At 68.7% G+C, this 17728-nt stretch carries 25 protein-coding genes; 1 reads left to right on the top strand and 24 read right to left on the bottom strand.

Going from position 1 to position 17728, the window contains the following annotated elements; all coding sequences use genetic code 11:
• The first annotated feature begins 18 nt into the window (after positions 1 to 18).
• Complete coding sequence (coaA, locus tag ACZ55U_RS00765; protein ID WP_465520949.1) at positions 19 to 1014, top strand: type I pantothenate kinase; 996 nt, start codon at positions 19 to 21, stop codon at positions 1012 to 1014.
• Positions 1015 to 1083: 69 nt separating this feature from the next.
• On the opposite strand, the gene glmM is transcribed toward coaA, so the two are convergent.
• From glmM to rplX, 24 genes are all read right to left on the bottom strand, one after another.
• Positions 1084 to 2448 (bottom strand): phosphoglucosamine mutase, encoded by a 1365-nt coding sequence (glmM, locus tag ACZ55U_RS00760; RefSeq protein WP_465520947.1) that lies wholly within the window; start codon positions 2446 to 2448, stop codon positions 1084 to 1086.
• Between the two features lie 168 nt (positions 2449 to 2616).
• Positions 2617 to 3117, bottom strand: a complete 501-nt coding sequence (gene rpsI, locus ACZ55U_RS00755) for a 30S ribosomal protein S9 (RefSeq protein ID WP_465520945.1) — start codon at positions 3115 to 3117, stop codon at positions 2617 to 2619.
• A gap of 45 nt (positions 3118 to 3162) precedes the next feature.
• On the bottom strand, positions 3163 to 3606 hold the full coding sequence (rplM, locus tag ACZ55U_RS00750; RefSeq protein ID WP_035848207.1) for a 50S ribosomal protein L13: 444 nt from the start codon (positions 3604 to 3606) through the stop codon (positions 3163 to 3165).
• A gap of 232 nt (positions 3607 to 3838) precedes the next feature.
• The gene (locus ACZ55U_RS00745; RefSeq protein ID WP_465520943.1) at positions 3839 to 5497 is read right to left on the bottom strand and encodes an ABC-F family ATP-binding cassette domain-containing protein; all 1659 of its coding nucleotides are present in this window, start codon (positions 5495 to 5497) and stop codon (positions 3839 to 3841) included.
• Between the two features lie 41 nt (positions 5498 to 5538).
• A complete protein-coding gene (gene truA, locus ACZ55U_RS00740; protein ID WP_465520941.1) occupies positions 5539 to 6450 on the bottom strand; it encodes a tRNA pseudouridine(38-40) synthase TruA in 912 nt (303 codons plus the stop codon).
• Positions 6451 to 6545: 95 nt separating this feature from the next.
• A complete protein-coding gene (gene rplQ / locus ACZ55U_RS00735) occupies positions 6546 to 7013 on the bottom strand; it encodes a 50S ribosomal protein L17 (protein ID WP_465520939.1) in 468 nt (155 codons plus the stop codon).
• Between the two features lie 127 nt (positions 7014 to 7140).
• The gene (locus tag ACZ55U_RS00730; RefSeq protein ID WP_049649049.1) at positions 7141 to 8163 is read right to left on the bottom strand and encodes a DNA-directed RNA polymerase subunit alpha; all 1023 of its coding nucleotides are present in this window, start codon (positions 8161 to 8163) and stop codon (positions 7141 to 7143) included.
• A 152-nt stretch (positions 8164 to 8315) separates the two neighbouring features.
• Positions 8316 to 8723: a 30S ribosomal protein S11 gene (rpsK, locus tag ACZ55U_RS00725; RefSeq protein WP_014136257.1), complete on the bottom strand. Its 408-nt coding sequence runs from the start codon at positions 8721 to 8723 to the stop codon at positions 8316 to 8318.
• A gap of 72 nt (positions 8724 to 8795) precedes the next feature.
• Positions 8796 to 9176, bottom strand: a complete 381-nt coding sequence (gene rpsM, locus ACZ55U_RS00720) for a 30S ribosomal protein S13 (RefSeq protein WP_097237495.1) — start codon at positions 9174 to 9176, stop codon at positions 8796 to 8798.
• 176 nt (positions 9177 to 9352) lie between these two features.
• Positions 9353 to 9466: a 50S ribosomal protein L36 gene (rpmJ, locus tag ACZ55U_RS00715; protein ID WP_003956441.1), complete on the bottom strand. Its 114-nt coding sequence runs from the start codon at positions 9464 to 9466 to the stop codon at positions 9353 to 9355.
• 33 nt (positions 9467 to 9499) lie between these two features.
• On the bottom strand, positions 9500 to 9721 hold the full coding sequence (gene infA, locus ACZ55U_RS00710) for a translation initiation factor IF-1 (protein WP_003956442.1): 222 nt from the start codon (positions 9719 to 9721) through the stop codon (positions 9500 to 9502).
• A gap of 194 nt (positions 9722 to 9915) precedes the next feature.
• Positions 9916 to 10341 carry a large conductance mechanosensitive channel protein MscL gene (gene mscL / locus ACZ55U_RS00705; protein WP_465520937.1) on the bottom strand — a complete coding sequence of 142 codons (426 nt, stop codon included), beginning with the start codon at positions 10339 to 10341 and terminating at the stop codon, positions 9916 to 9918.
• Between the two features lie 131 nt (positions 10342 to 10472).
• Entirely contained in the window at positions 10473 to 11312 is an 840-nt protein-coding gene (gene map / locus ACZ55U_RS00700) for a type I methionyl aminopeptidase (RefSeq protein ID WP_465520935.1), read from the bottom strand.
• Positions 11313 to 11433: 121 nt separating this feature from the next.
• Entirely contained in the window at positions 11434 to 12087 is a 654-nt protein-coding gene (locus ACZ55U_RS00695) for an adenylate kinase (RefSeq protein WP_465520933.1), read from the bottom strand.
• Positions 12087 to 13397 carry a preprotein translocase subunit SecY gene (secY, locus tag ACZ55U_RS00690; RefSeq protein WP_316523511.1) on the bottom strand — a complete coding sequence of 437 codons (1311 nt, stop codon included), beginning with the start codon at positions 13395 to 13397 and terminating at the stop codon, positions 12087 to 12089. Before secY ends, ACZ55U_RS00695 begins: the two co-directional genes overlap by 1 nt.
• A 326-nt stretch (positions 13398 to 13723) precedes the next feature.
• Positions 13724 to 14176: a 50S ribosomal protein L15 gene (gene rplO / locus ACZ55U_RS00685; protein WP_030280790.1), complete on the bottom strand. Its 453-nt coding sequence runs from the start codon at positions 14174 to 14176 to the stop codon at positions 13724 to 13726.
• Between the two features lie 2 nt (positions 14177 to 14178).
• Positions 14179 to 14361 carry a 50S ribosomal protein L30 gene (gene rpmD, locus ACZ55U_RS00680; protein ID WP_030055835.1) on the bottom strand — a complete coding sequence of 61 codons (183 nt, stop codon included), beginning with the start codon at positions 14359 to 14361 and terminating at the stop codon, positions 14179 to 14181.
• Positions 14361 to 14981 carry a 30S ribosomal protein S5 gene (gene rpsE / locus ACZ55U_RS00675; RefSeq protein ID WP_316523510.1) on the bottom strand — a complete coding sequence of 207 codons (621 nt, stop codon included), beginning with the start codon at positions 14979 to 14981 and terminating at the stop codon, positions 14361 to 14363. The genes rpmD and rpsE overlap by 1 nt, the downstream gene beginning before the upstream one ends.
• A gap of 48 nt (positions 14982 to 15029) precedes the next feature.
• The gene (rplR, locus tag ACZ55U_RS00670; RefSeq protein WP_465520931.1) at positions 15030 to 15413 is read right to left on the bottom strand and encodes a 50S ribosomal protein L18; all 384 of its coding nucleotides are present in this window, start codon (positions 15411 to 15413) and stop codon (positions 15030 to 15032) included.
• Between the two features lie 3 nt (positions 15414 to 15416).
• Positions 15417 to 15956, bottom strand: coding sequence for a 50S ribosomal protein L6 (rplF, locus tag ACZ55U_RS00665; RefSeq protein ID WP_465520929.1), 540 nt, complete (start codon positions 15954 to 15956; stop codon positions 15417 to 15419).
• Positions 15957 to 15978: 22 nt separating this feature from the next.
• Complete coding sequence (gene rpsH, locus ACZ55U_RS00660; RefSeq protein ID WP_207810340.1) at positions 15979 to 16386, bottom strand: 30S ribosomal protein S8; 408 nt, start codon at positions 16384 to 16386, stop codon at positions 15979 to 15981.
• 267 nt (positions 16387 to 16653) lie between these two features.
• On the bottom strand, positions 16654 to 16839 hold the full coding sequence (locus ACZ55U_RS00655) for a type Z 30S ribosomal protein S14 (protein WP_030055830.1): 186 nt from the start codon (positions 16837 to 16839) through the stop codon (positions 16654 to 16656).
• Positions 16840 to 16843: 4 nt separating this feature from the next.
• Complete coding sequence (gene rplE / locus ACZ55U_RS00650) at positions 16844 to 17413, bottom strand: 50S ribosomal protein L5 (RefSeq protein ID WP_355253407.1); 570 nt, start codon at positions 17411 to 17413, stop codon at positions 16844 to 16846.
• Positions 17413 to 17724 (bottom strand): 50S ribosomal protein L24, encoded by a 312-nt coding sequence (rplX, locus tag ACZ55U_RS00645; RefSeq protein ID WP_270151185.1) that lies wholly within the window; start codon positions 17722 to 17724, stop codon positions 17413 to 17415. Before rplX ends, rplE begins: the two co-directional genes overlap by 1 nt.
• Positions 17725 to 17728: the final 4 nt, after the last annotated feature.

The following is a 17728-nucleotide window of genomic DNA, read 5'->3' as shown; positions in this document are numbered from 1 at the left end:
ACGCCGCGACGGCTCACAATGGAGCATGTGCTGACCGAACTCTGTCCGCGGGGCGCCGCCACGCCCGGCCCGTCGCCGTCCCCCTACGTGGACCTCAGCCGGGCCGAGTGGAGCGCGCTGCGCGAACGTACGCCGCTGCCGCTGACCGCCGAGGAGGTGGAGCAGCTGCGCGGTCTCGGCACCGCCCTCGACCTGGACGAGGTCCGCGACGTCTACCTCCCGCTGTCGCGGCTGCTGAACCTGTACATCCACGCCACGCACGAGCTGCGCGGCACCCTGGGCACCTTCCTGGACACCCCGGACACCGAGCGCACCCGCACCCCGTTCATCATCGGCGTGGCGGGCTCGGTCGCGGTCGGGAAGTCCACCACCGCCCGGCTGCTCCAGGCGCTGCTCGCCCGCTGGCCCGAGCACCCCCGGGTCGAACTGGTCACCACGGACGGCTTCCTGCTCCCCAACGCCGAGTTGCGCCGCCGCGGGCTGATGGCCCGCAAGGGCTTCCCCGAGTCGTACGACCGCCGGGCGCTGATGCGCTTCGTCGCGGACGTGAAGGCCGGCAAGGAACGCGTCAGCGCGCCGGTCTACTCGCACCTGGTGTACGACATCGTGCCGGACCGGCGGCTGACGGTGGAACGCCCGGACATCCTGATCGTCGAGGGCCTGAACGTGCTCCAGCCGGCCCTGCCCGGCACCGACGGCCGCACCCGCCTCGCGGTGGCCGACTACTTCGACTTCTCCATCTACGTCGACGCCCGGACCGACGACATCGAGCACTGGTACCTGGACCGCTTCCGCAAGCTGCGGCAGACCGCCTTCCAGGACCCGAACTCCTACTTCCGCCGCTTCACCGAAGTACCGGAGGAGGAGGCGATGGAGTACGGCCGGCAGGTCTGGCGCACCATCAACAAGCCCAACCTGCTGGAGAACGTGCTGCCGACCCGCGGCCGGGCCACCCTGATCCTCCAGAAGGGCGCGGACCACAAGGTCCGCCGGGCGCTGCTGCGCAAGCTCTGACCGCACGCACCCAGCCGCACGCCAGAGGGCCCCCGCCGCGCCGGCGGGGGCCCTCCTGCGCGTCCGGGCTCAGCCCAGGTGGGTGCGCACGGCCTCGGCCAGCCGCTGCGCGACCGTCTCGGCCTGCGCCGGGTCGGCGGCCTCGACCATCACCCGGACCAGCGGCTCGGTGCCCGAGGGGCGCAGCAGCACCCGGCCGGTGGAGCCCAGCTCGGCCTCGGCCGCGGCGACGGCGGCGGCCAGCTCGGTGCTGGTCCGCACCCGGGACTTGTCGACGCCCTTGACGTTGATCAGCACCTGCGGCAGCCGGGTCATCACGGTGGCCAGGTCGGCCAGCGGCTGCTTGGTGGCGGCCAGCCGGGCGCCCAGCATCAGGCCGGTCAGGGTCCCGTCACCGGTGGTCGCGTGGTCCAGCAGGATGACGTGGCCGGACTGCTCGCCGCCCAGCGCGAAGCCCTGCTCCTTCATCGCCTCCAGCACGTAGCGGTCGCCGACGGCGGTCTCCACCAGCTCGATGCCCTCGCGCTCCATCGCCAGCTTGAAGCCGAGGTTGGACATCACGGTGGCCACCGCGGTGTTGCGGCGCAGGGTGCCGGCCTCCTTCATGGCGACCGCGAGGATGGCGATGATCTGGTCGCCGTCGACCTCGTTGCCCTCGGCGTCGGCGGCCAGGCAGCGGTCGGCGTCGCCGTCCAGGGCGATGCCGAGGTCGGCCCGGTGCTCCTTCATCGCGGCCCGCAGCCGGTCCAGGTGGGTGGAGCCGACGCCGTCGTTGATGTTGAGGCCGGTGGGCTCGGCCCCCAGGGTGTGGACCACCTCGGCGCCGGCCCGGGCGAAGGCCTCGGGGGCGACGTAGGCGGCGGCGCCGTGGGCGCCGTCGATGACGACCCTGATGCCGTCCAGGCGGTTGGGCAGCACGCCGATCAGGTGGGCGACGTACTTGTCGAAGCCCTCGGTGTACTCGCGCACCCGGCCGACGGCCGCGCCGGTCGGACGGTTCCAGTCCTCGTCGCCGACGGTGTGCTTGCGGTAGTGGGCCTCGATCTCGTCCTCGATCCGGTCGTCCAGCTTGTGGCCGCCGCGGGCGAGGAACTTGATGCCGTTGTCCGGCATGGCGTTGTGGCTGGCGGACAGCATCACGCCGAAGTCGGCGCCGAGCGCGCCGGTGAGGTAGGCCACCGCCGGGGTGGGCAGCACGCCGACGCGCAGGACGTCGACACCGGCACTCGCCAGACCGGCGATGACGGCGGCCTCCAGGAACTCGCCCGAGGCGCGCGGGTCCCGGCCCACCACCGCGACCGGCCGGTGGCCGTCGAAGGCGCCGGCCTCACCGAGCACATGGGCCGCCGCGACCGACAGGCCGAGCGCCAGCTCCGCCGTCAGGCCCTCGTTGGCCACCCCGCGCACGCCGTCCGTACCGAAGAGTCGTCCCACTGTTCCGTCCTCCATCACCACTGCTCGGAACCCAACCGATGATCCCGGCCGCCGCACAGTAGCCGGGGAACACGTCGCCCCGGAGTACGCGAGGTACTCCGGGGCGACGGTTTTTCGCGCAACCAGGGGGTGCGCCGCCAGGGCGGACCGCACCCCCGGGGGAGGCGATTAGCGCTTGCTGTACTGCGGCGCCTTGCGGGCCTTCTTCAGACCGGCCTTCTTGCGCTCGACGGCGCGGGCGTCACGGGTCAGGAAGCCGGCCTTCTTGAGGGCGCCGCGGTTGTTGTCCACGTCGGCCTCGTTCAGGGCACGGGCGACGCCGAGGCGCAGCGCGTAGGCCTGACCGGAGACGCCGCCACCGCTGATGCGGGCGACGACGTCGTAACGACCATCCAGCTCCAGGAGCTTGAAGGGCTCGTTGACGGTCTGCTGGTGCACCTTGTTGGGGAAGTAGTCCTCAAGGGTGCGGCCGTTGATCTTCCACTGGCCGGTGCCGGGGACGATGCGCACGCGGGCGATCGCCTCCTTGCGGCGGCCAAGGCCGGCGCCCGGGACGGCCTCGCCGAAGCGGCCGGCCAGGGACTCGGAGGTGTAGCTCTCCTCGGAGGTGTACTCGCCCTCGACGGCCTCGTCGAAGTCGACCTCAAGGGTTTCAGTGGTCTCGGCCACGGTGTTCCTCAGCTCTTTTCAGTGTTGGGGGGCTTGGTGGCCGAATTACTGCGCGACCTGGGTGATCTCGAACGGCACCGGCTGCTGGGCAGCGTGCGGGTGCTGGTCGCCCGAGTAGACCTTCAGCTTCGAGAGCATCTGGCGGCCCAGGCTGTTCTTGGGGATCATGCCCTTGATGGCCTTCTCGACGGCCTTCTCCGGGTTCTTGTCCAGGAGGTCGTCGTAGCGCACCGAGCGCAGACCGCCCGGGAAGCCCGAGTGGCGGTAGGCCAGCTTCTGGGTCTTCTTGTTGCCGGACAGGTGCACCTTGTCGGCGTTGATGATGATGACGAAGTCACCAGTGTCAACGTGCGGCGCGTAGATCGCCTTGTGCTTGCCCCGGAGGAGGTTGGCGGCCTGGGAGGCCAGGCGGCCGAGCACGACGTCGGTCGCGTCGATGACGTGCCACTGACGCTGGACGTCGCCGGGCTTGGGGCTGTACGTACGCACGGTCGTAGCCTTCGCTTTTCAGTGAGTGAGTCCTGACAGGAGCACCCGGACGGCAGAGCAGCCTGGCCAACCTTGGACGCAATTCAAGGGGGACCGCTGGTCGACGACCTGATGTCTCCGGCGTACCGACCTCTCACGTGAGATAGAGCGAGCCAATACGCACATCAAGCGTCCAGGTTACCGGCACGGCCCGGAGGGGTCAAAAATCGCCGGGAACCCCCCGGGCCGTCACTCAGCGTTCGCGCTCCACCCGGGTCACGTCCCAGACCGGCTCCGGCGCCTCGAACACCCGGCCGTCCGCGCCGAACACCAGGAAGCGGTCGAAGGTCTTGGCGAACCAGCGGTCGTGGGTGACGCACAGCACGGTGCCGTCGAAGGCCTCCAGACCCGCCTGGAGGGCCTCGGCGCTCTCCAGGTCCAGGTTGTCGGTCGGCTCGTCGAGCAGCAGCGCCGTCACCCCGGACAGTTCGAGCTTGAGGATCATCAGCCGGGCCTGCTGTCCGCCGGACAGCGACTCGAACTTCTGCTCCTCCTGGCGGTCCAGCTCGTACCGGCGCAGCGCGCCCATCGCGGCGCCGCGGCTGAGCGCGTGCTCCTCCTCGATGATCGACCGCACGGTGCGGCCGAACAGCTCCGGGTGGGCGTGGGTCTGCCGGAAGTGGCCGGGCACGACCCGGGCGCCGAGCTTCCACTCCCCGCTGTGCTCGACCGTCTCGTCGCCGGCCAGCAGCCGCAGCAGGTGAGACTTGCCGGCGCCGTTGGCGCCCAGCACCGCGACCCGCTCGCCGTAGAAGACCTCCAGGTCGAAGGGCTGCATCAGGCCGGTGAGCTCCAGCCGCTCCATGGTGAAGGCGCGCACCCCGGTGCGCCCGCCCTTGAGCCGCATGGTGATGGTCTGCTCGCGCGGCGGCGTCTCCGGCGGCCCGGCGTCCTCGAACTTCTTCAGCCTGGTCTGGGCCGCGGCGTACCGGGAGGCCATCTCGTGGCTGACGGCGGCGGCCTGGCGCAGGGTGACGACCAGCTTCTTGAGCTTGGCGTGCTCCTCGTCCCAGCGGCGGCGCAGCTCCTCGAAGCGCTCGAAGCGGGCCTTGCGGGCCTCGTGGAAGGTGTCGAAGCCGCCGCCGTGCACCCAGACGCTGCTGCCGGTGGCGCCGGTCTCGACGGCGATGATCTTGTCGGCGGTCTTCGAGAGCAGCTCGCGGTCGTGCGAGATGAACAGGACGGTCTTCGAGGTGGCCTTGATCGCCTCCTCCAGCCAGCGCTTGGCCGGGACGTCCAGGTAGTTGTCGGGCTCGTCGAGCAGCAGCACCTCGTCGGGGCCGCGCAGCAGCGCCTCCAGGACCAGCCGCTTCTGCTCGCCGCCCGAGAGGGTGTTCAGGCCGCGCCACTGGGCCTTGTCGAAGGGCACCCCGAGGGCCGCCATGGTGCAGACGTCCCAGTCGGTCTCGTAGTCGTAGCCGCCGACGTCGGCCCAGTCGGAGAGCGCCTGGGCGTAGGCCATCTGGGTCTTCTCGTCGTCCTGGGCGATCATCGCCAGCTCGGCGGCGTCCACCGCCCGGGCCGCCTTGGCGATCCGCTCCGGGGCGACCGAGACCAGCAGGTCGCGCACCGAGGCGTCGGCGGGCAGCGCGCCCGGGGTGGCCTGCTGGTCCTCGCGCCCGGTGGTGCCGACGAACTGACGCATCACACCGAGCCCGCCGCTGATCGTCACCGAGCCGCCGTGCGGCTGGAGGTCCCCGGCGATCATCCTCAGCAGGGTCGTCTTGCCGGCGCCGTTGGCGCCGACCAGGGCGACCGCGGCGCCCTCGCCGACCCGGAATGACGCGTCGTCGAACAGCACCCGCCCATCGGGAAGGTAGTACTCCAGGTGCGAAATCTCGACGTGTCCCATGAGAGGGATTGTCCCAAGCCGACGCGCCGGACCAAAACGGATTACGAGGCGGCCGGCTGCCCCGGCAAGGTGCGCATCCGGCGGGCCGCCCGGTTGCGCTCGGCCAGCTGGTCGTCCGGCGGGTAGCCGACCTCCTCCAGCGTGAGCCCGTACGGCCGGATGACGTTGACGGCGGAGTTGCGCACCCCGCCGGCCAGCACCTCGCCGGGGAACTCCACCGGCCGGTGCCCGTCGCCGACCAGCAGCATCGCGCCGACCAGGGCCCGGACCATGTTGTGGCAGAAGGCGTCGGCCCGCACGGTGGCGACCGCGAGCGAGCCCTCCTGCGCGGCGTAGGCGTCCACCGGGACGCGGTCCCAGCGCAGCTCCAGCAGGGTGCGGATGGTGGTGGCGCCCTCGCGCTTCTTGCAGTACGCGGCGAAGTCGTGCTCGCCGAGCAGCAGCCGCGCCGCCGCGTTCATCCGCTCCAGGTCCAGCGGGCGGTCGTGCCAGAGCACGTGGCCGCGCAGCAGCGGGTCCACCCCGCCCGGGTGGTCGGCGACCCGGTACGCGTACCGGCGCCAGATCGCCGAGAAGCGGGCGTCGAACCCGGCCGGCGCCTCGCCGACCCGGTAGATCCGGACGTCCCCGGGCAGCCGGCCGGCCAGCCGGCGCAGCAGCTTCTCCCGGTGGACCTCCCACAGCTCGGCCGGCAGGTCGACGTGGGCGACCTGGCCGCGGGCGTGCACCCCGGCGTCGGTGCGGCCGGCCACGGTCAGCGGGAACAGCTCGGAGCTGCGGGTGACGACCTGCAGCGCGGTCTCGATCTCCTCCTGGACCGTCCGGCGGCCGCCCTTCTGGCGGGCCCAGCCGGAGAACCCGGCGCCCTGGTAGGCGAGGTCGAGCCGGACCCGGACGTACCCGTCGGCCGGGCCGTCCTTCACCGGCGGCTGCTCGGCGCAATCGTTGACCACTGCTCTTCGCTCCCTGGAGATGAGGAACGGGCCCGCTCCCCCACGGATGGGAGAGCGGGCCCGCGGCACACCCTGGGCCTCAGGCCCTGAAGGTGTCAGGCCTGCTCGGCGGCCTCGGCCTCGGTGGCCTCGACCTTGGCGTCGGCCTCCTTGACGGCACGCTTGGTGGCGGCCTCGGCCTCGCCGACGGCGGTCTGCGCGACGGTCAGCGCCTCGACCAGCTCGATCACGGCCATCGGGGCGTTGTCGCCACGACGGGGACCGATCTTGGTGATGCGGGTGTAGCCACCCGGGCGGTTCTCGTAGCGCGGCGCGATCTCGGTGAAGAGGGTGTGCAGCACGGCGACGTCGGTGATCGTCTTGCGGACCAGGCGACGGTTGTGGATGTCGCCCTTCTTCGCCTTGGTGATCAGCTTCTCCGCCAGCGGGCGCAGGCGGCGGGCCTTGGCCTCGGTGGTGGTGATGCGGCCGTACTGGAACAGCTCACGGGCCAGACCGGCGAGCAGCAGCGGCTCGTGGTGCGGGCCACCGCCCAGACGGGCACCCTTGGTGGGACGCGGCATGGAATTACTCCTCGAATCTCCGACTGCGGCCGTACCAGGTACCGCAGCGGGCGTACGGGCACTGTGCCCGTACGGCTTTCACGACGACGGGGGCGGCTCCGTGGAACCGCCCCCGCGGCCAATTCTCTTAGTACTGCTCGGTCTCGGCGAAGTGCGAGTCGTCGAGGTCGTCGGCGCCGAAGGCGTCGGCGGCAGCGGTCGGGTCGAACCCGGGCGGGCTGTCCTTGAGGGCCAGGCCCATGCCGGCCAGCTTCGCCTTGACCTCGTCGATCGACTTCGCACCGAAGTTGCGGATGTCGAGCAGGTCGGCCTCGGAGCGGGCGACGAGCTCACCCACGGTGTGGATGCCCTCGCGCTTGAGGCAGTTGTAGGAGCGGACCGTGAGCTCCAGCTCCTCGATCGGCAGCGCCAGGTCGGCGGCCAGGGCGGCGTCCGTCGGGGACGGGCCCATGTCGATGCCCTCGGCGTCGATGTTCAGCTCGCGGGCGAGGCCGAACAGCTCCACCAGGGTCTTGCCGGCCGAGGCCATGGCGTCGCGCGGACGCATGGCGGGCTTGGTCTCGACGTCGACGATCAGCTTGTCGAAGTCGGTCCGCTGCTCGACACGGGTGGCCTCGACCTTGTAGGTGACCTTCAGCACGGGGCTGTAGATCGAGTCGACCGGGATGCGGCCGATCTCCTGGCCGGAGGCCTTGTTCTGGACGGCGGAGACGTAGCCGCGACCGCGCTCGACGGTCAGCTCCATCTCCAGCTTGCCCTTGCCGTTCAGGGTGGCGAGGACCAGCTCGGGGTTGTGCACCTCGACACCCGCCGGCGGGGCGATGTCGGCGGCGGTGACGACACCCGGGCCCTGCTTGCGCAGGTACATCACGACCGGCTCGTCGTGCTCCGAGGAGACGACCAGCTGCTTGATGTTGAGGATGAGGTCGGTCACGTCCTCCTTGACGCCCGGCACGGTGGTGAACTCGTGCAGGACGCCGTCGATGCGGATGCTGGTGACAGCGGCACCCGGGATCGACGACAGGAGCGTGCGGCGCAGGGAGTTGCCGAGGGTGTAGCCGAAGCCCGGCTCCAGCGGCTCGATCACGAACCGGGAGCGGAACTCGTCGACGACCTCTTCGGTCAGCGAAGGACGCTGAGCGATAAGCATGGGGTTTCGATCCTCCAGTCTTCGGCGCCCACTATTTGACGCCGAACGGATGGCCACGAGGCGGTGGCCTCATGCCAAGCGTACGGGCTCCCGAAAGGAACGGGAGCCCGTACGAGGTTTACAGCAGAACCCGCGTGCCCGAAGGCACCGCGTCAGACGCGGCGGCGCTTCGGCGGACGGCAGCCGTTGTGCGGGGTGGGGGTGACGTCCTGGATCGAGCCGACCTCGAGGCCGGTGGCCTGGAGCGAACGGATCGCGGTCTCGCGGCCGGAGCCCGGACCCTTCACGAAGACGTCGACCTTGCGCATGCCGTGCTCCTGCGCGCGGCGGGCAGCGGCCTCGGCGGCCATCTGCGCGGCGAACGGGGTGGACTTGCGCGAGCCCTTGAAGCCGACGTGGCCGGCGGAGGCCCAGGAGATCACGTTGCCCGAGGGGTCGGTGATCGAGACGATCGTGTTGTTGAACGTGCTCTTGATGTGCGCGTGGCCGTGAGCGACGTTCTTCTTTTCCTTGCGGCGGATCTTCTTCGCGCCGGCAGCCTGACGACCCTTGGGGGGCATAAGTCTGTTCTCCTACTGAGGTGGTCGGTCCGCTGACCCGCGGGCCGGAGGGATGTCCGGTTACGGGACGGACTACTTCTTGCCCGGCTTCTTCTTGCCGGCGATCGCGCGACGCGGGCCCTTGCGGGTACGCGCGTTGGTGTGGGTGCGCTGGCCGCGGACCGGCAGGCCACGGCGGTGACGCAGACCCTCGTAGCAGCCGATCTCGACCTTGCGGCGGATGTCGGCGGCCACCTCACGGCGGAGGTCACCCTCGACCGTGTAGTTGGCGTCGATGTACTGGCTCAGCTTGACGAGGTCTTCCTCGGAGATGTCACGGACGCGGACGTCCGGGTTGACACCGGTCTCGGCCAGAGTCTGCTGGGCGCGGGTACGGCCGATGCCGTACACGTAGGTGAGGGCGATCTCGATCCGCTTCTCACGGGGGAGATCAACGCCGGCGAGGCGTGCCATTCAAGGCTCCTGTGGTTCTTCAGAGGTCTTGCGTGCCACCTACTCCTTCGCCTCTCGACGATGGAGCCCCGGCCTCTGACCGGGGGCGGCAGTCCGTCCGGGAATGGACGGATCGGGTGGCCCGCTTATGACGTTTTCGCGTCGCGCGAAGTACTACGAGAAATGCTGGAGAGCGATCAGCCCTGGCGCTGCTTGTGGCGCAGGTTGTCGCAGATCACCATGACCCGGCCGTGACGGCGGATCACCTTGCACTTGTCGCAGATCTTCTTGACGCTCGGCTTGACCTTCATGTTTCAGGTTCTCCGGGTCTAGATCTGACGTTCTTACTTGTAGCGGTAGACGATCCGGCCGCGCGTGAGGTCGTAGGGGCTGAGCTCCACGACGACCCGGTCGTCCGGCAGGATGCGGATGTAGTGCATGCGCATCTTGCCACTGATGTGCGCGAGGACCTTGTGACCGTTCTGCAGCTCGACCTTGAACATCGCGTTCGGAAGAGACTCGATCACGGTGCCCTCGATCTCAATGGCGCCTTGCTTCTTAGCCATGAACTGCGAGATCCACCTTCCGGGACCGGCTACCGTATGCGGAACGCTCGTGCGAACCTGGGTTCACCCCAGCCCCGAGGGGAAGAGGGCGTGCTGAAGCACGCTACGAGTGAGCCGACGGTCCATCCTACGCCAGCGCGTGCCGCGGTCCAAAACCGGGGCCCCGGAAAGCGGCAGCCGTCACACCGGTGGCCTCAGGCCCCGGCGGAGGCCGTCTGCGGGTCGACGTGCGCGGTGCAGGCCGAGCAGCGGCGGGCGGCCAGCGGGATCTCGGTCAGGCACTCGGGGCAGGGGCGCTTCGGGGTCTTCGGCTTCTGCGGCAGGTAGCGCGCGGTCGCCTTGGTGATCGGCAGCACCACGCAGAAGTACAGCACCGCGGCGGTCATCAGGAAGGCGATCAGCACGTTGAGGAACTGGCCGTAGGGGAACGTGACCCCGGCGACCGTCGCCTTGTACGAGCTGAAGTCGCCGGCCGCGCCGACCACGACGCCCACCAGCGGGGTCAGGAAGGCGGACACGAAGCCGGTCACCACCGCGGTGAACGCGGCGCCGATGACCACACCGACCGCCATGTCGACGACGTTGCCGCGCATCATGAAGTCGCGGAATCCCTTGAGCACGTGCTGTCTCCTGCTCGCTCGTGAGCCACTGCTGACCCTGCCAGCGGATAAAAATAGGACAAAAGCCCTGAAGGTCCAAACCTCCAGGGCCCTGATCCCTTGTCAGCAGCGCCCTCCGGGCGCCTCGGCGACTACGCGAGGGGGTCCGGAGCCGCGGTGATGCCGAGCTTGGCCAGTTCCGCCCGGCCGCCGTCGAAGGCGGTCAGCACCAGCGGGCCCTGCTCGGTGACGGCCACCGAGTGCTCCCAGTGCGAGGCCCAGGCGCCGTCGTTGGTGACCACCGTCCAGTCGTCCTCCAGCACGGTGGTGTGCGGGGTGCCGAGCGAGACCATCGGCTCGATCGCCAGCACGGTGCCGGGCACGAGCTTCGGGCCCTTGCCGCGGCCGCGCTCGACGTAGTTCAGCACGTGCGGCTCCATGTGCATCGCGGTGCCGATGCCGTGGCCGCCGTAGCCCTCGGTGATGCCCCACTTGCCCTTCGGCGGCAGTGGCTGGCGGCGGATGTAGCCCTCGATCGCCCGGGAGACGTCCACCAGGCGGTTGTTCTTCTTCATCTGGGCGATGCCGGCCCACATCGAGCCCTCGGTGACCCGGCTCAGCATCTCGACCTCCGGGCGGACCTCGCCGACCGGCACCGTGATCGCCGAGTCGCCGTGCCAGCCGTCCAGGATGGCGCCGCAGTCGATCGAGATGACGTCGCCCTCCTGGAGCACCCGGTCGCCGGGGATGCCGTGCACCACCTCGTTGTTCACCGACGCGCAGATCACGCCCGGGAACCAGAGCCCGCCGTGGTGGGCGCGGAAGTTCGAGGTGGCGCCGTGGTCGGTGATGACCTTGTCCGCGATGTCGTTGAGCTCCTGGGTGGTCACCCCCGGGGCGACCGCCTCGCGGCAGGCCTTGAGGGCCTCGGCGACGACCAGCCCGGCCGCTCGCATCTTCGCGATCTGCTCGGGGGTCTTGATCTCCACCATCTGGTCACGCCTTCCAAGTCCGGATTTACCACTGCCTACCACCGTACGACGCCGAAACGGCCGGGCCACCCGCACTGGGCGGGCGACCCGGCCGTACCGTTCCGTACGTTCGCCGAGAGACTCAGCTGTTCTGCTTCAGCGCCTCGATCGCGCGGGCGGTGACCTCGTCCACCTTGCCGAGGGCCGGGATGGTCACCAGGAGGCCCTGCTCCTTGTAGTAGCCGATGATCGGCTCCGTCTTGGAGTGGTACTCCTCCAGCCGGATCCGCACGGCTTCCTCGGTGTCGTCCGAGCGCTGGTACAGCTCGCCGCCGCACTCGTCGCAGACGCCCTCGACCTTCGGCGGGTTGTAGGCGACGTGGAAGACGTGGCTGCCGTCCTTGCGGCACAGGCGACGGCCCGCGATCCGCTTGACGACCTCGTCCTCGGGGACCTCCAGGTCCAGCACGCCGTCCAGCACGATGCCCTGCTCGCCGAGGAACGCGTCCAGCGCCTCGGCCTGGCCGAGGTTGCGCGGGAAGCCGTCCAGCAGGAAGCCCTGGGCGGCGTCGGGCTGAAGCATCCGGTCCTTGGCCATCCCGATGGTCACCTCGTCCGGGACCAGGCGGCCGCTGTCGATGTACGACTTCGCCTCGAGCCCCAGCGGGGTGCCCTGGCTGATGTTCGCACGGAACAGGTCGCCGGTGGAGATGTGGGGGATGGACAGGGTCTTGGCCAGGACGTGCGCCTGAGTACCCTTCCCGGCCCCGGGAGGACCAACGAGGACGATACGCATCAGCGGAGGAACCCTTCGTAATTGCGCTGCTGGAGCTGGCTCTCGATCTGCTTCACAGTTTCGAGTCCGACGCCGACGACGATGAGCACGCTGGTGCCGCCGAACGGGAAGTTGGTCTGCTGTCCGAAGGCGACCAGGGCGATCATCGGGATCAACGCGATCAGGCCCAGGTAGAGCGAACCCGGCCACGTGATTCGGGTCAGCACGTAGTTCAGGTACTCGGCCGTCGGTCGGCCGGCCCGGATGCCCGGGATGAACCCACCATACTTCTTCATGTTGTCGGCAACTTCTTCGGGGTTGAAGGAGATGGCGACGTAGAAGAAGGCGAAGAAGACGATCAGCAGGAAGTACGTGGCCATGTAGATCGGGTGGTCACCCTTGACGAAGTTCGTCCGGATCCACGTGGCCCAGCCCGCCTGGCTGTTGGTCAGCTGGACCACCAGGGCCGGGATGTACAGCAGCGACGAGGCGAAGATGACCGGGATGACACCGGCCTGGTTCACCTTGAGCGGGATGTAGGTCGAGGTGCCGCCGAAGGCCCGGCGGCCGATCATCCGCTTCGCGTACTGCACCGGGATCCGGCGCTGTGCCTGCTCCACGAAGATCACCAGCATCACGACGATGACGCCGACCGCGATCACGGAGAGGAACTCGACCCAGCCGCCACCGATGGTGCCGGTGGTCTTGATGTTCCACATGCTGGAGGGGAACTGCGCGGCGATCGAGGTGAAGATCAGCAGCGACATGCCGTTGCCGATGCCGCGGTCGGTGATCAGCTCGCCCAGCCACATGATGACCGTGGTGCCGGCGGTCATGGTGAGCACCATGACGGCGATCCGGAACACGCCGGTGTCCGGGACGATCTGGTTGGCCAGCGGGCAGCCGGAGAACAGCGCGCCGCTGGAGGCCGTCGCCACGATGCCGGTGCCCTGGAGCACCGCGAGCGCGATGGTCAGGTACCGGGTGTACTGGGTGATCTTCGCCTGGCCGGCCTGTCCCTCCTTCTTCAGCATCTCCAGTCGCGGGATCACGACGGTGAGGAGCTGGAGGATGATGCTCGCCGTGATGTACGGCATGATGCCGAGGGCGAAGATCGTCAGCTGGAGGAGCGCGCCCCCGCTGAACAGGTTGACGAGTCCGAAGAGGCCGCTGTTCTTGGTGTCCTTCACACACTCGTTCACGGCCGTGAAGCTCACGCCGGGAATCGGAATGTGCGAGCCCAGCCGGAACAGCACCATGATGCCCAGCGTGAACAGCAGCTTCTTGCGCAGGTCGGGCGTCTGGAACGCCCGCGCGAACGCACTGAGCACGGTGCCTCCTGCGCCTCCCGCGCGTCGTCGGCGGGAGGGTCGGTCCTGAATGGGGAGTTTGCGGTTCGGGCCCCCGTACAGACGGCACAGGCGAGCCTACGCGCAGCCTACAAGGGAACTCCACGGACTCTAACAGTGCGCGGCCACTCGGAAGAAGCGCGTACCGCCCCTCCCCCACTCACGGGGTACGGGATGCCCGGTTTTGCCACACAAAAGAACGAGCACCGGCCCGGGCGCGCTCCCCGGAAGGGGAAGGGGCCGGGGAACGGAACGGGCCCCGCACCTCCCGGAGGAGGTGCGGGGCCCGTAAGCCGGAGTCAGCGGGCTCAGACGAGCTCGGTGACCGTACCGCCGGCGGCCTTGATCTTCTCGGCGGCCGAACCGGAGACGGCGTCGACCGTCACCTGGAGGGCGACCGAGACCTCGCCGGTGCCGAGCACCTTGACGAGGGAGTTCTTGCGAACCGCGCCCTTGGCGACCAGGTCCTCGACCGTGACCTCGCCACCCTGCGGGTAGAGCTCGGCCAGCTTGTCCAGGTTCACGACCTGGAACGTGATCTTGAACGGGTTCTTGAAGCCCTTCAGCTTCGGCAGACGCATGTGGAGCGGCATCTGGCCACCCTCGAAGCGCTGCGGAACCTGGTAGCGGGCCTTGGTGCCCTTGGTACCACGACCAGCGGTCTTACCCTTGGAGCCCTCACCACGACCCACACGGATCTTGTCGGTCTTGGCACCCGGGGCGGGCCGCAGGTTGTGGATCTTGATCGGGTTGTCGCCCATGATCAGTCCACCTCCTCAACCGTCACCAGGTGACGGACCGTGTGGGCCATCCCGCGGATCTCGGGACGGTCCTCCTTCACCACGACGTCGTGCATGCGCTTGAGACCGAGCGAACGCAGGGTGTCACGGTGGTTCTGCTTGCTGCCGATGTACGACTTGGTCTGCGTGATCTTCAGGCGAGCCATCAGGCGCTCACCCCAGCAGCACGCGCCCGCAGCAGAGCGGCGGGGGCCACGTCCTCCAGCGGCAGGCCACGACGGGCGGCGATCTCCTCGGGGCGGACGAGGCCCTTCAGAGCCACCACGGTGGCGTGCACGATGTTGATCGCGTTGTCCGAGCCGAGCGACTTCGACAGGATGTCGTGGATGCCGGCGCACTCCAGGACGGCACGCACCGGACCACCGGCGATAACACCGGTACCGGGGGCGGCGGGCTTCAGCAGCACGACGCCGGCGGCCTTCTCACCCTGGATCGGGTGGGGGATGGTGCCCTGGATACGGGGGACCTTGAAGAAGTTCTTCTTGGCCTCCTCAACACCCTTGGCGATGGCGGCCGGAACCTCCTTCGCCTTGCCGTAACCGACACCCACGGTGCCCTCGCCATCGCCCACCACGACGAGCGCGGTGAAGCTGAAGCGACGGCCACCCTTGACAACCTTGGCGACACGGTTGATCGCGACGACGCGCTCGACGTAAGCGGTCTTCTCGACAGCCGGGGCGTTGCCCTGACCGTCACGCTTACGGTCGCGCCGCTCGCCACCCGTGCCGCGACCGGCGCCGCCTTCGCGGCGCTGGGGTCCAGCCATTGGAATTACCTCTCTCGTTTACGTCCGTCGACAGAGTCGACGAGCGGCTTAGAAGTCGAGCCCGGCCTCGCGAGCCGCGTCCGCCAGGGCGGCGATGCGGCCGGCGTACCGGTTGCCCGCGCGGTCGAAGACGACCGACTCGATGCCGGCGGCCTTGGCGCGCTCGGCGACCAGGCTCCCGACCTTCTTGGCCAGCTCGGTCTTGTCGCCCTCGGAGCCCTTGATGGACACGTCGAGGGTGGACGCCGACGCCAGGGTGTGACCCTTGGCGTCGTCGATGACCTGGGCGACCATGTGACGGTTCGAGCGCGTCACGACGAGACGCGGACGCACCTCGGTGCCGACGACGCGCTTGCGAACGCGGATCGCGCGGCGCTTGCGAGCGGCGCTCTTGTAGGCGTTGCCCTTGCCGATCTTGACAGAGACGCTCATCGCTTACTTACCACTCTTTCCGACCTTGCGGCGGATGACCTCGCCCGCGTACTTGACGCCCTTGGCCTTGTACGGGTCGGGCTTGCGCAGCTTGCGGATGTTCGCGGCGACCTCGCCGACCTTCTGCTTGTCGATGCCGTCCACGTGGAACTTGGTGGGCGACTCGACGACGAAGGAGATGCCCTCGGGCGCGGTGACCAGGATCGGGTGGCTGTAACCGAGCGAGAACTCCATGTCGGAGCCCTTCGCGTTCACACGGTAACCAACACCGCTGATCTCCAGCGACTTGCGGTAGCCCGCGGTCACGCCGGTGATCATGTTCGCCACCAGCGTGCGGGTCAGGCCGTGCAGGGCCTTCGAGCGACGCTCGTCGTTGGGGCGGGTGACGAGCACGGTGCCGTCCTCGCCCTTGCCGATCTCGATCGGCTCGGCGACGACGTGGGTGAGGGTGCCCTTCGGGCCCTTCACCGAGACCGCCTGGCCATCGATGGTGACGTCCACGCCAGCGGGGACCTGGATGGGCAGCCGTCCAATGCGCGACATTGCTGTACCTCCGTTTCCCGAATTACCAGACGTAGGCGAGAACTTCTCCGCCTACGCCCTTCTTGGCGGCCTGCTTGTCGGTCAGGAGGCCGGACGACGTGGAGATGATCGCCACGCCCAGGCCGCCGAGAACCTTCGGCAGGTTGGTGGACTTTGCGTAAACGCGCAGACCCGGCTTGCTGATGCGCTTGATGCCGGCGATGGAGCGCTCACGGTTGGGGCCGAACTTGAGCTCGATGGTCAGCTTCTTGCCGACCTCGCCCTCAGCGGGCTCCTCAACCTTGTAGGAGGAGATGTAACCCTCCTGCTGCAGGATCTCGGCGACGTGCGCCTTGATCTTGCTCGACGGCATCGCGACAGAGTCGTGGTACGCCGAGTTCGCGTTACGCAGACGCGTGAGCATGTCTGCGATGGGGTCGGTCATGGTCATGATGGCCTCAGGCCTCTCTCGCCGTGGTTTCTCCGCGCCAGGTCCCCCTGCCGGACTCGTCCGAGTTCGTCAGGGGCACAAGCGCAGGGGACCTACGACGTAGTAAGACTGGGTGCGAGCCCTCCCAGAAGAGGGCCACGGACGTCCATGGGGAAGCCGCGGCAGGGGGCCCGACCCCACCACCTTACGGGAACCGTGCGGCAGGCCCAAAACGGGCCGGTGTGGGGTCGGGCACCTCTGCGTCGCTGTGTGCCTAAAGCGCCCGGATTACCAGGAGCTCTTGGTCACGCCCGGCAGCTCGCCGCGGTGCGCCATCTCACGGAGGCAGACACGGCACAGGCCGAACTTGCGGTACACCGAGTGCGGACGGCCGCAGCGCTGGCACCGGGTGTAGGCCCGGACGCCGAACTTCGGCTTGCGCTCGGACTTCGCGATGAGGGACTTCTTCGCCATTGGCTCACGCCTCCTTGAACGGGAAGCCCAGAGCGCGCAGCAGCGCCCGGCCCTCGTCGTCGGTCTGAGCGGTGGTCACGACGGTGATGTCCATACCGCGCTGACGGTCGACCTTGTCCTGGTCGATCTCGTGGAACATAACCTGCTCGGTCAGACCGAAGGTGTAGTTGCCACGGCCGTCGAACTGCTTCGGGGAGAGACCACGGAAGTCACGGATGCGCGGCAGGGCCAGCGACACCAGACGGTCCAGGAACTCCCACATGCGGTCACCGCGGAGGGTGACGTGGGTGCCGATCGGCTGGCCCTCGCGCAGCTTGAACTGCGCGATGGACTTGCGAGCCTTGGTCACGGCCGGCTTCTGACCGGTGATCGCGGTCAGGTCGCGGATCGCGCCCTCGATCAGCTTGCTGTCACGGGCAGCCTCGCCGACGCCCATGTTGACCACGACCTTGACCAGGCCGGGGATCAGCATGACGTTCTCGTACTTGAACTGCTCGTTCAGCTGGCCCTTGATCTCGGAGTTGTAGCGCTCCTTGAGGCGGGGGGCCACCTTCTCAACAGACGTCTCAGACATCAGATGTCCTCACCGGTTCGCTTGGCAACGCGGATCTTGTTGCCCTGGTCGTCGAAGCGGTAGCCGACGCGGGTGACGACCTTCTTGCCGTCCTTCTCCACGACCAGCTGGACGTTGGAGACGTGCACCGGGGCCTCGACGGTCACGATGCCACCCTGGGTACCCGGACCCGGCTTGGTGTGCTTCTTGACCCGGTTGACACCCTCGACGAGGACCTTGTTCTCAGCCGGCAGGGCCTGGATGACCTTGCCCTGCTTGCCCTTGTCCTTGCCGGTGATGACCTGGACCAGGTCACCCTTCTTGATCTTCATGCTG

This window comes from Kitasatospora sp. NPDC034533 (assembly GCF_055575155.1).
Note: the sequence above shows the minus strand (reverse complement) of the source record. Positions and strands in the feature narration are given on the sequence as shown.

Coding starts and splice junctions, on each gene's coding strand:
- coaA (WP_465520949.1), top strand. CDS start 19: ATGGAGCATGTGCTGACCGAACTCTGTCCGCGGGGCGCCGCCACGCCC.
- ACZ55U_RS00745 (WP_465520943.1), bottom strand. CDS start 5,497: ATGGGACACGTCGAGATTTCGCACCTGGAGTACTACCTTCCCGATGGG.
- rplQ (WP_465520939.1), bottom strand. CDS start 7,013: ATGCCGCGTCCCACCAAGGGTGCCCGTCTGGGCGGTGGCCCGCACCAC.
- ACZ55U_RS00730 (WP_049649049.1), bottom strand. CDS start 8,163: ATGCTTATCGCTCAGCGTCCTTCGCTGACCGAAGAGGTCGTCGACGAG.
- rpsK (WP_014136257.1), bottom strand. CDS start 8,723: ATGCCCCCCAAGGGTCGTCAGGCTGCCGGCGCGAAGAAGATCCGCCGC.
- rpsM (WP_097237495.1), bottom strand. CDS start 9,176: ATGGCACGCCTCGCCGGCGTTGATCTCCCCCGTGAGAAGCGGATCGAG.
- rpmJ (WP_003956441.1), bottom strand. CDS start 9,466: ATGAAGGTCAAGCCGAGCGTCAAGAAGATCTGCGACAAGTGCAAGGTG.
- infA (WP_003956442.1), bottom strand. CDS start 9,721: ATGGCTAAGAAGCAAGGCGCCATTGAGATCGAGGGCACCGTGATCGAG.
- map (WP_465520935.1), bottom strand. CDS start 11,312: ATGGTGGAGATCAAGACCCCCGAGCAGATCGCGAAGATGCGAGCGGCC.
- ACZ55U_RS00695 (WP_465520933.1), bottom strand. CDS start 12,087: ATGCGTATCGTCCTCGTTGGTCCTCCCGGGGCCGGGAAGGGTACTCAG.
- rplO (WP_030280790.1), bottom strand. CDS start 14,176: ATGGGCGACAACCCGATCAAGATCCACAACCTGCGGCCCGCCCCGGGT.
- rpmD (WP_030055835.1), bottom strand. CDS start 14,361: ATGGCTCGCCTGAAGATCACGCAGACCAAGTCGTACATCGGCAGCAAG.
- rpsE (WP_316523510.1), bottom strand. CDS start 14,981: ATGGCTGGACCCCAGCGCCGCGAAGGCGGCGCCGGTCGCGGCACGGGT.
- rplR (WP_465520931.1), bottom strand. CDS start 15,413: ATGAGCGTCTCTGTCAAGATCGGCAAGGGCAACGCCTACAAGAGCGCC.
- rplF (WP_465520929.1), bottom strand. CDS start 15,956: ATGTCGCGCATTGGACGGCTGCCCATCCAGGTCCCCGCTGGCGTGGAC.
- rpsH (WP_207810340.1), bottom strand. CDS start 16,386: ATGACCATGACCGACCCCATCGCAGACATGCTCACGCGTCTGCGTAAC.
- ACZ55U_RS00655 (WP_030055830.1), bottom strand. CDS start 16,839: ATGGCGAAGAAGTCCCTCATCGCGAAGTCCGAGCGCAAGCCGAAGTTC.
- rplE (WP_355253407.1), bottom strand. CDS start 17,413: ATGTCTGAGACGTCTGTTGAGAAGGTGGCCCCCCGCCTCAAGGAGCGC.
- rplX (WP_270151185.1), bottom strand. CDS start 17,724: ATGAAGATCAAGAAGGGTGACCTGGTCCAGGTCATCACCGGCAAGGAC.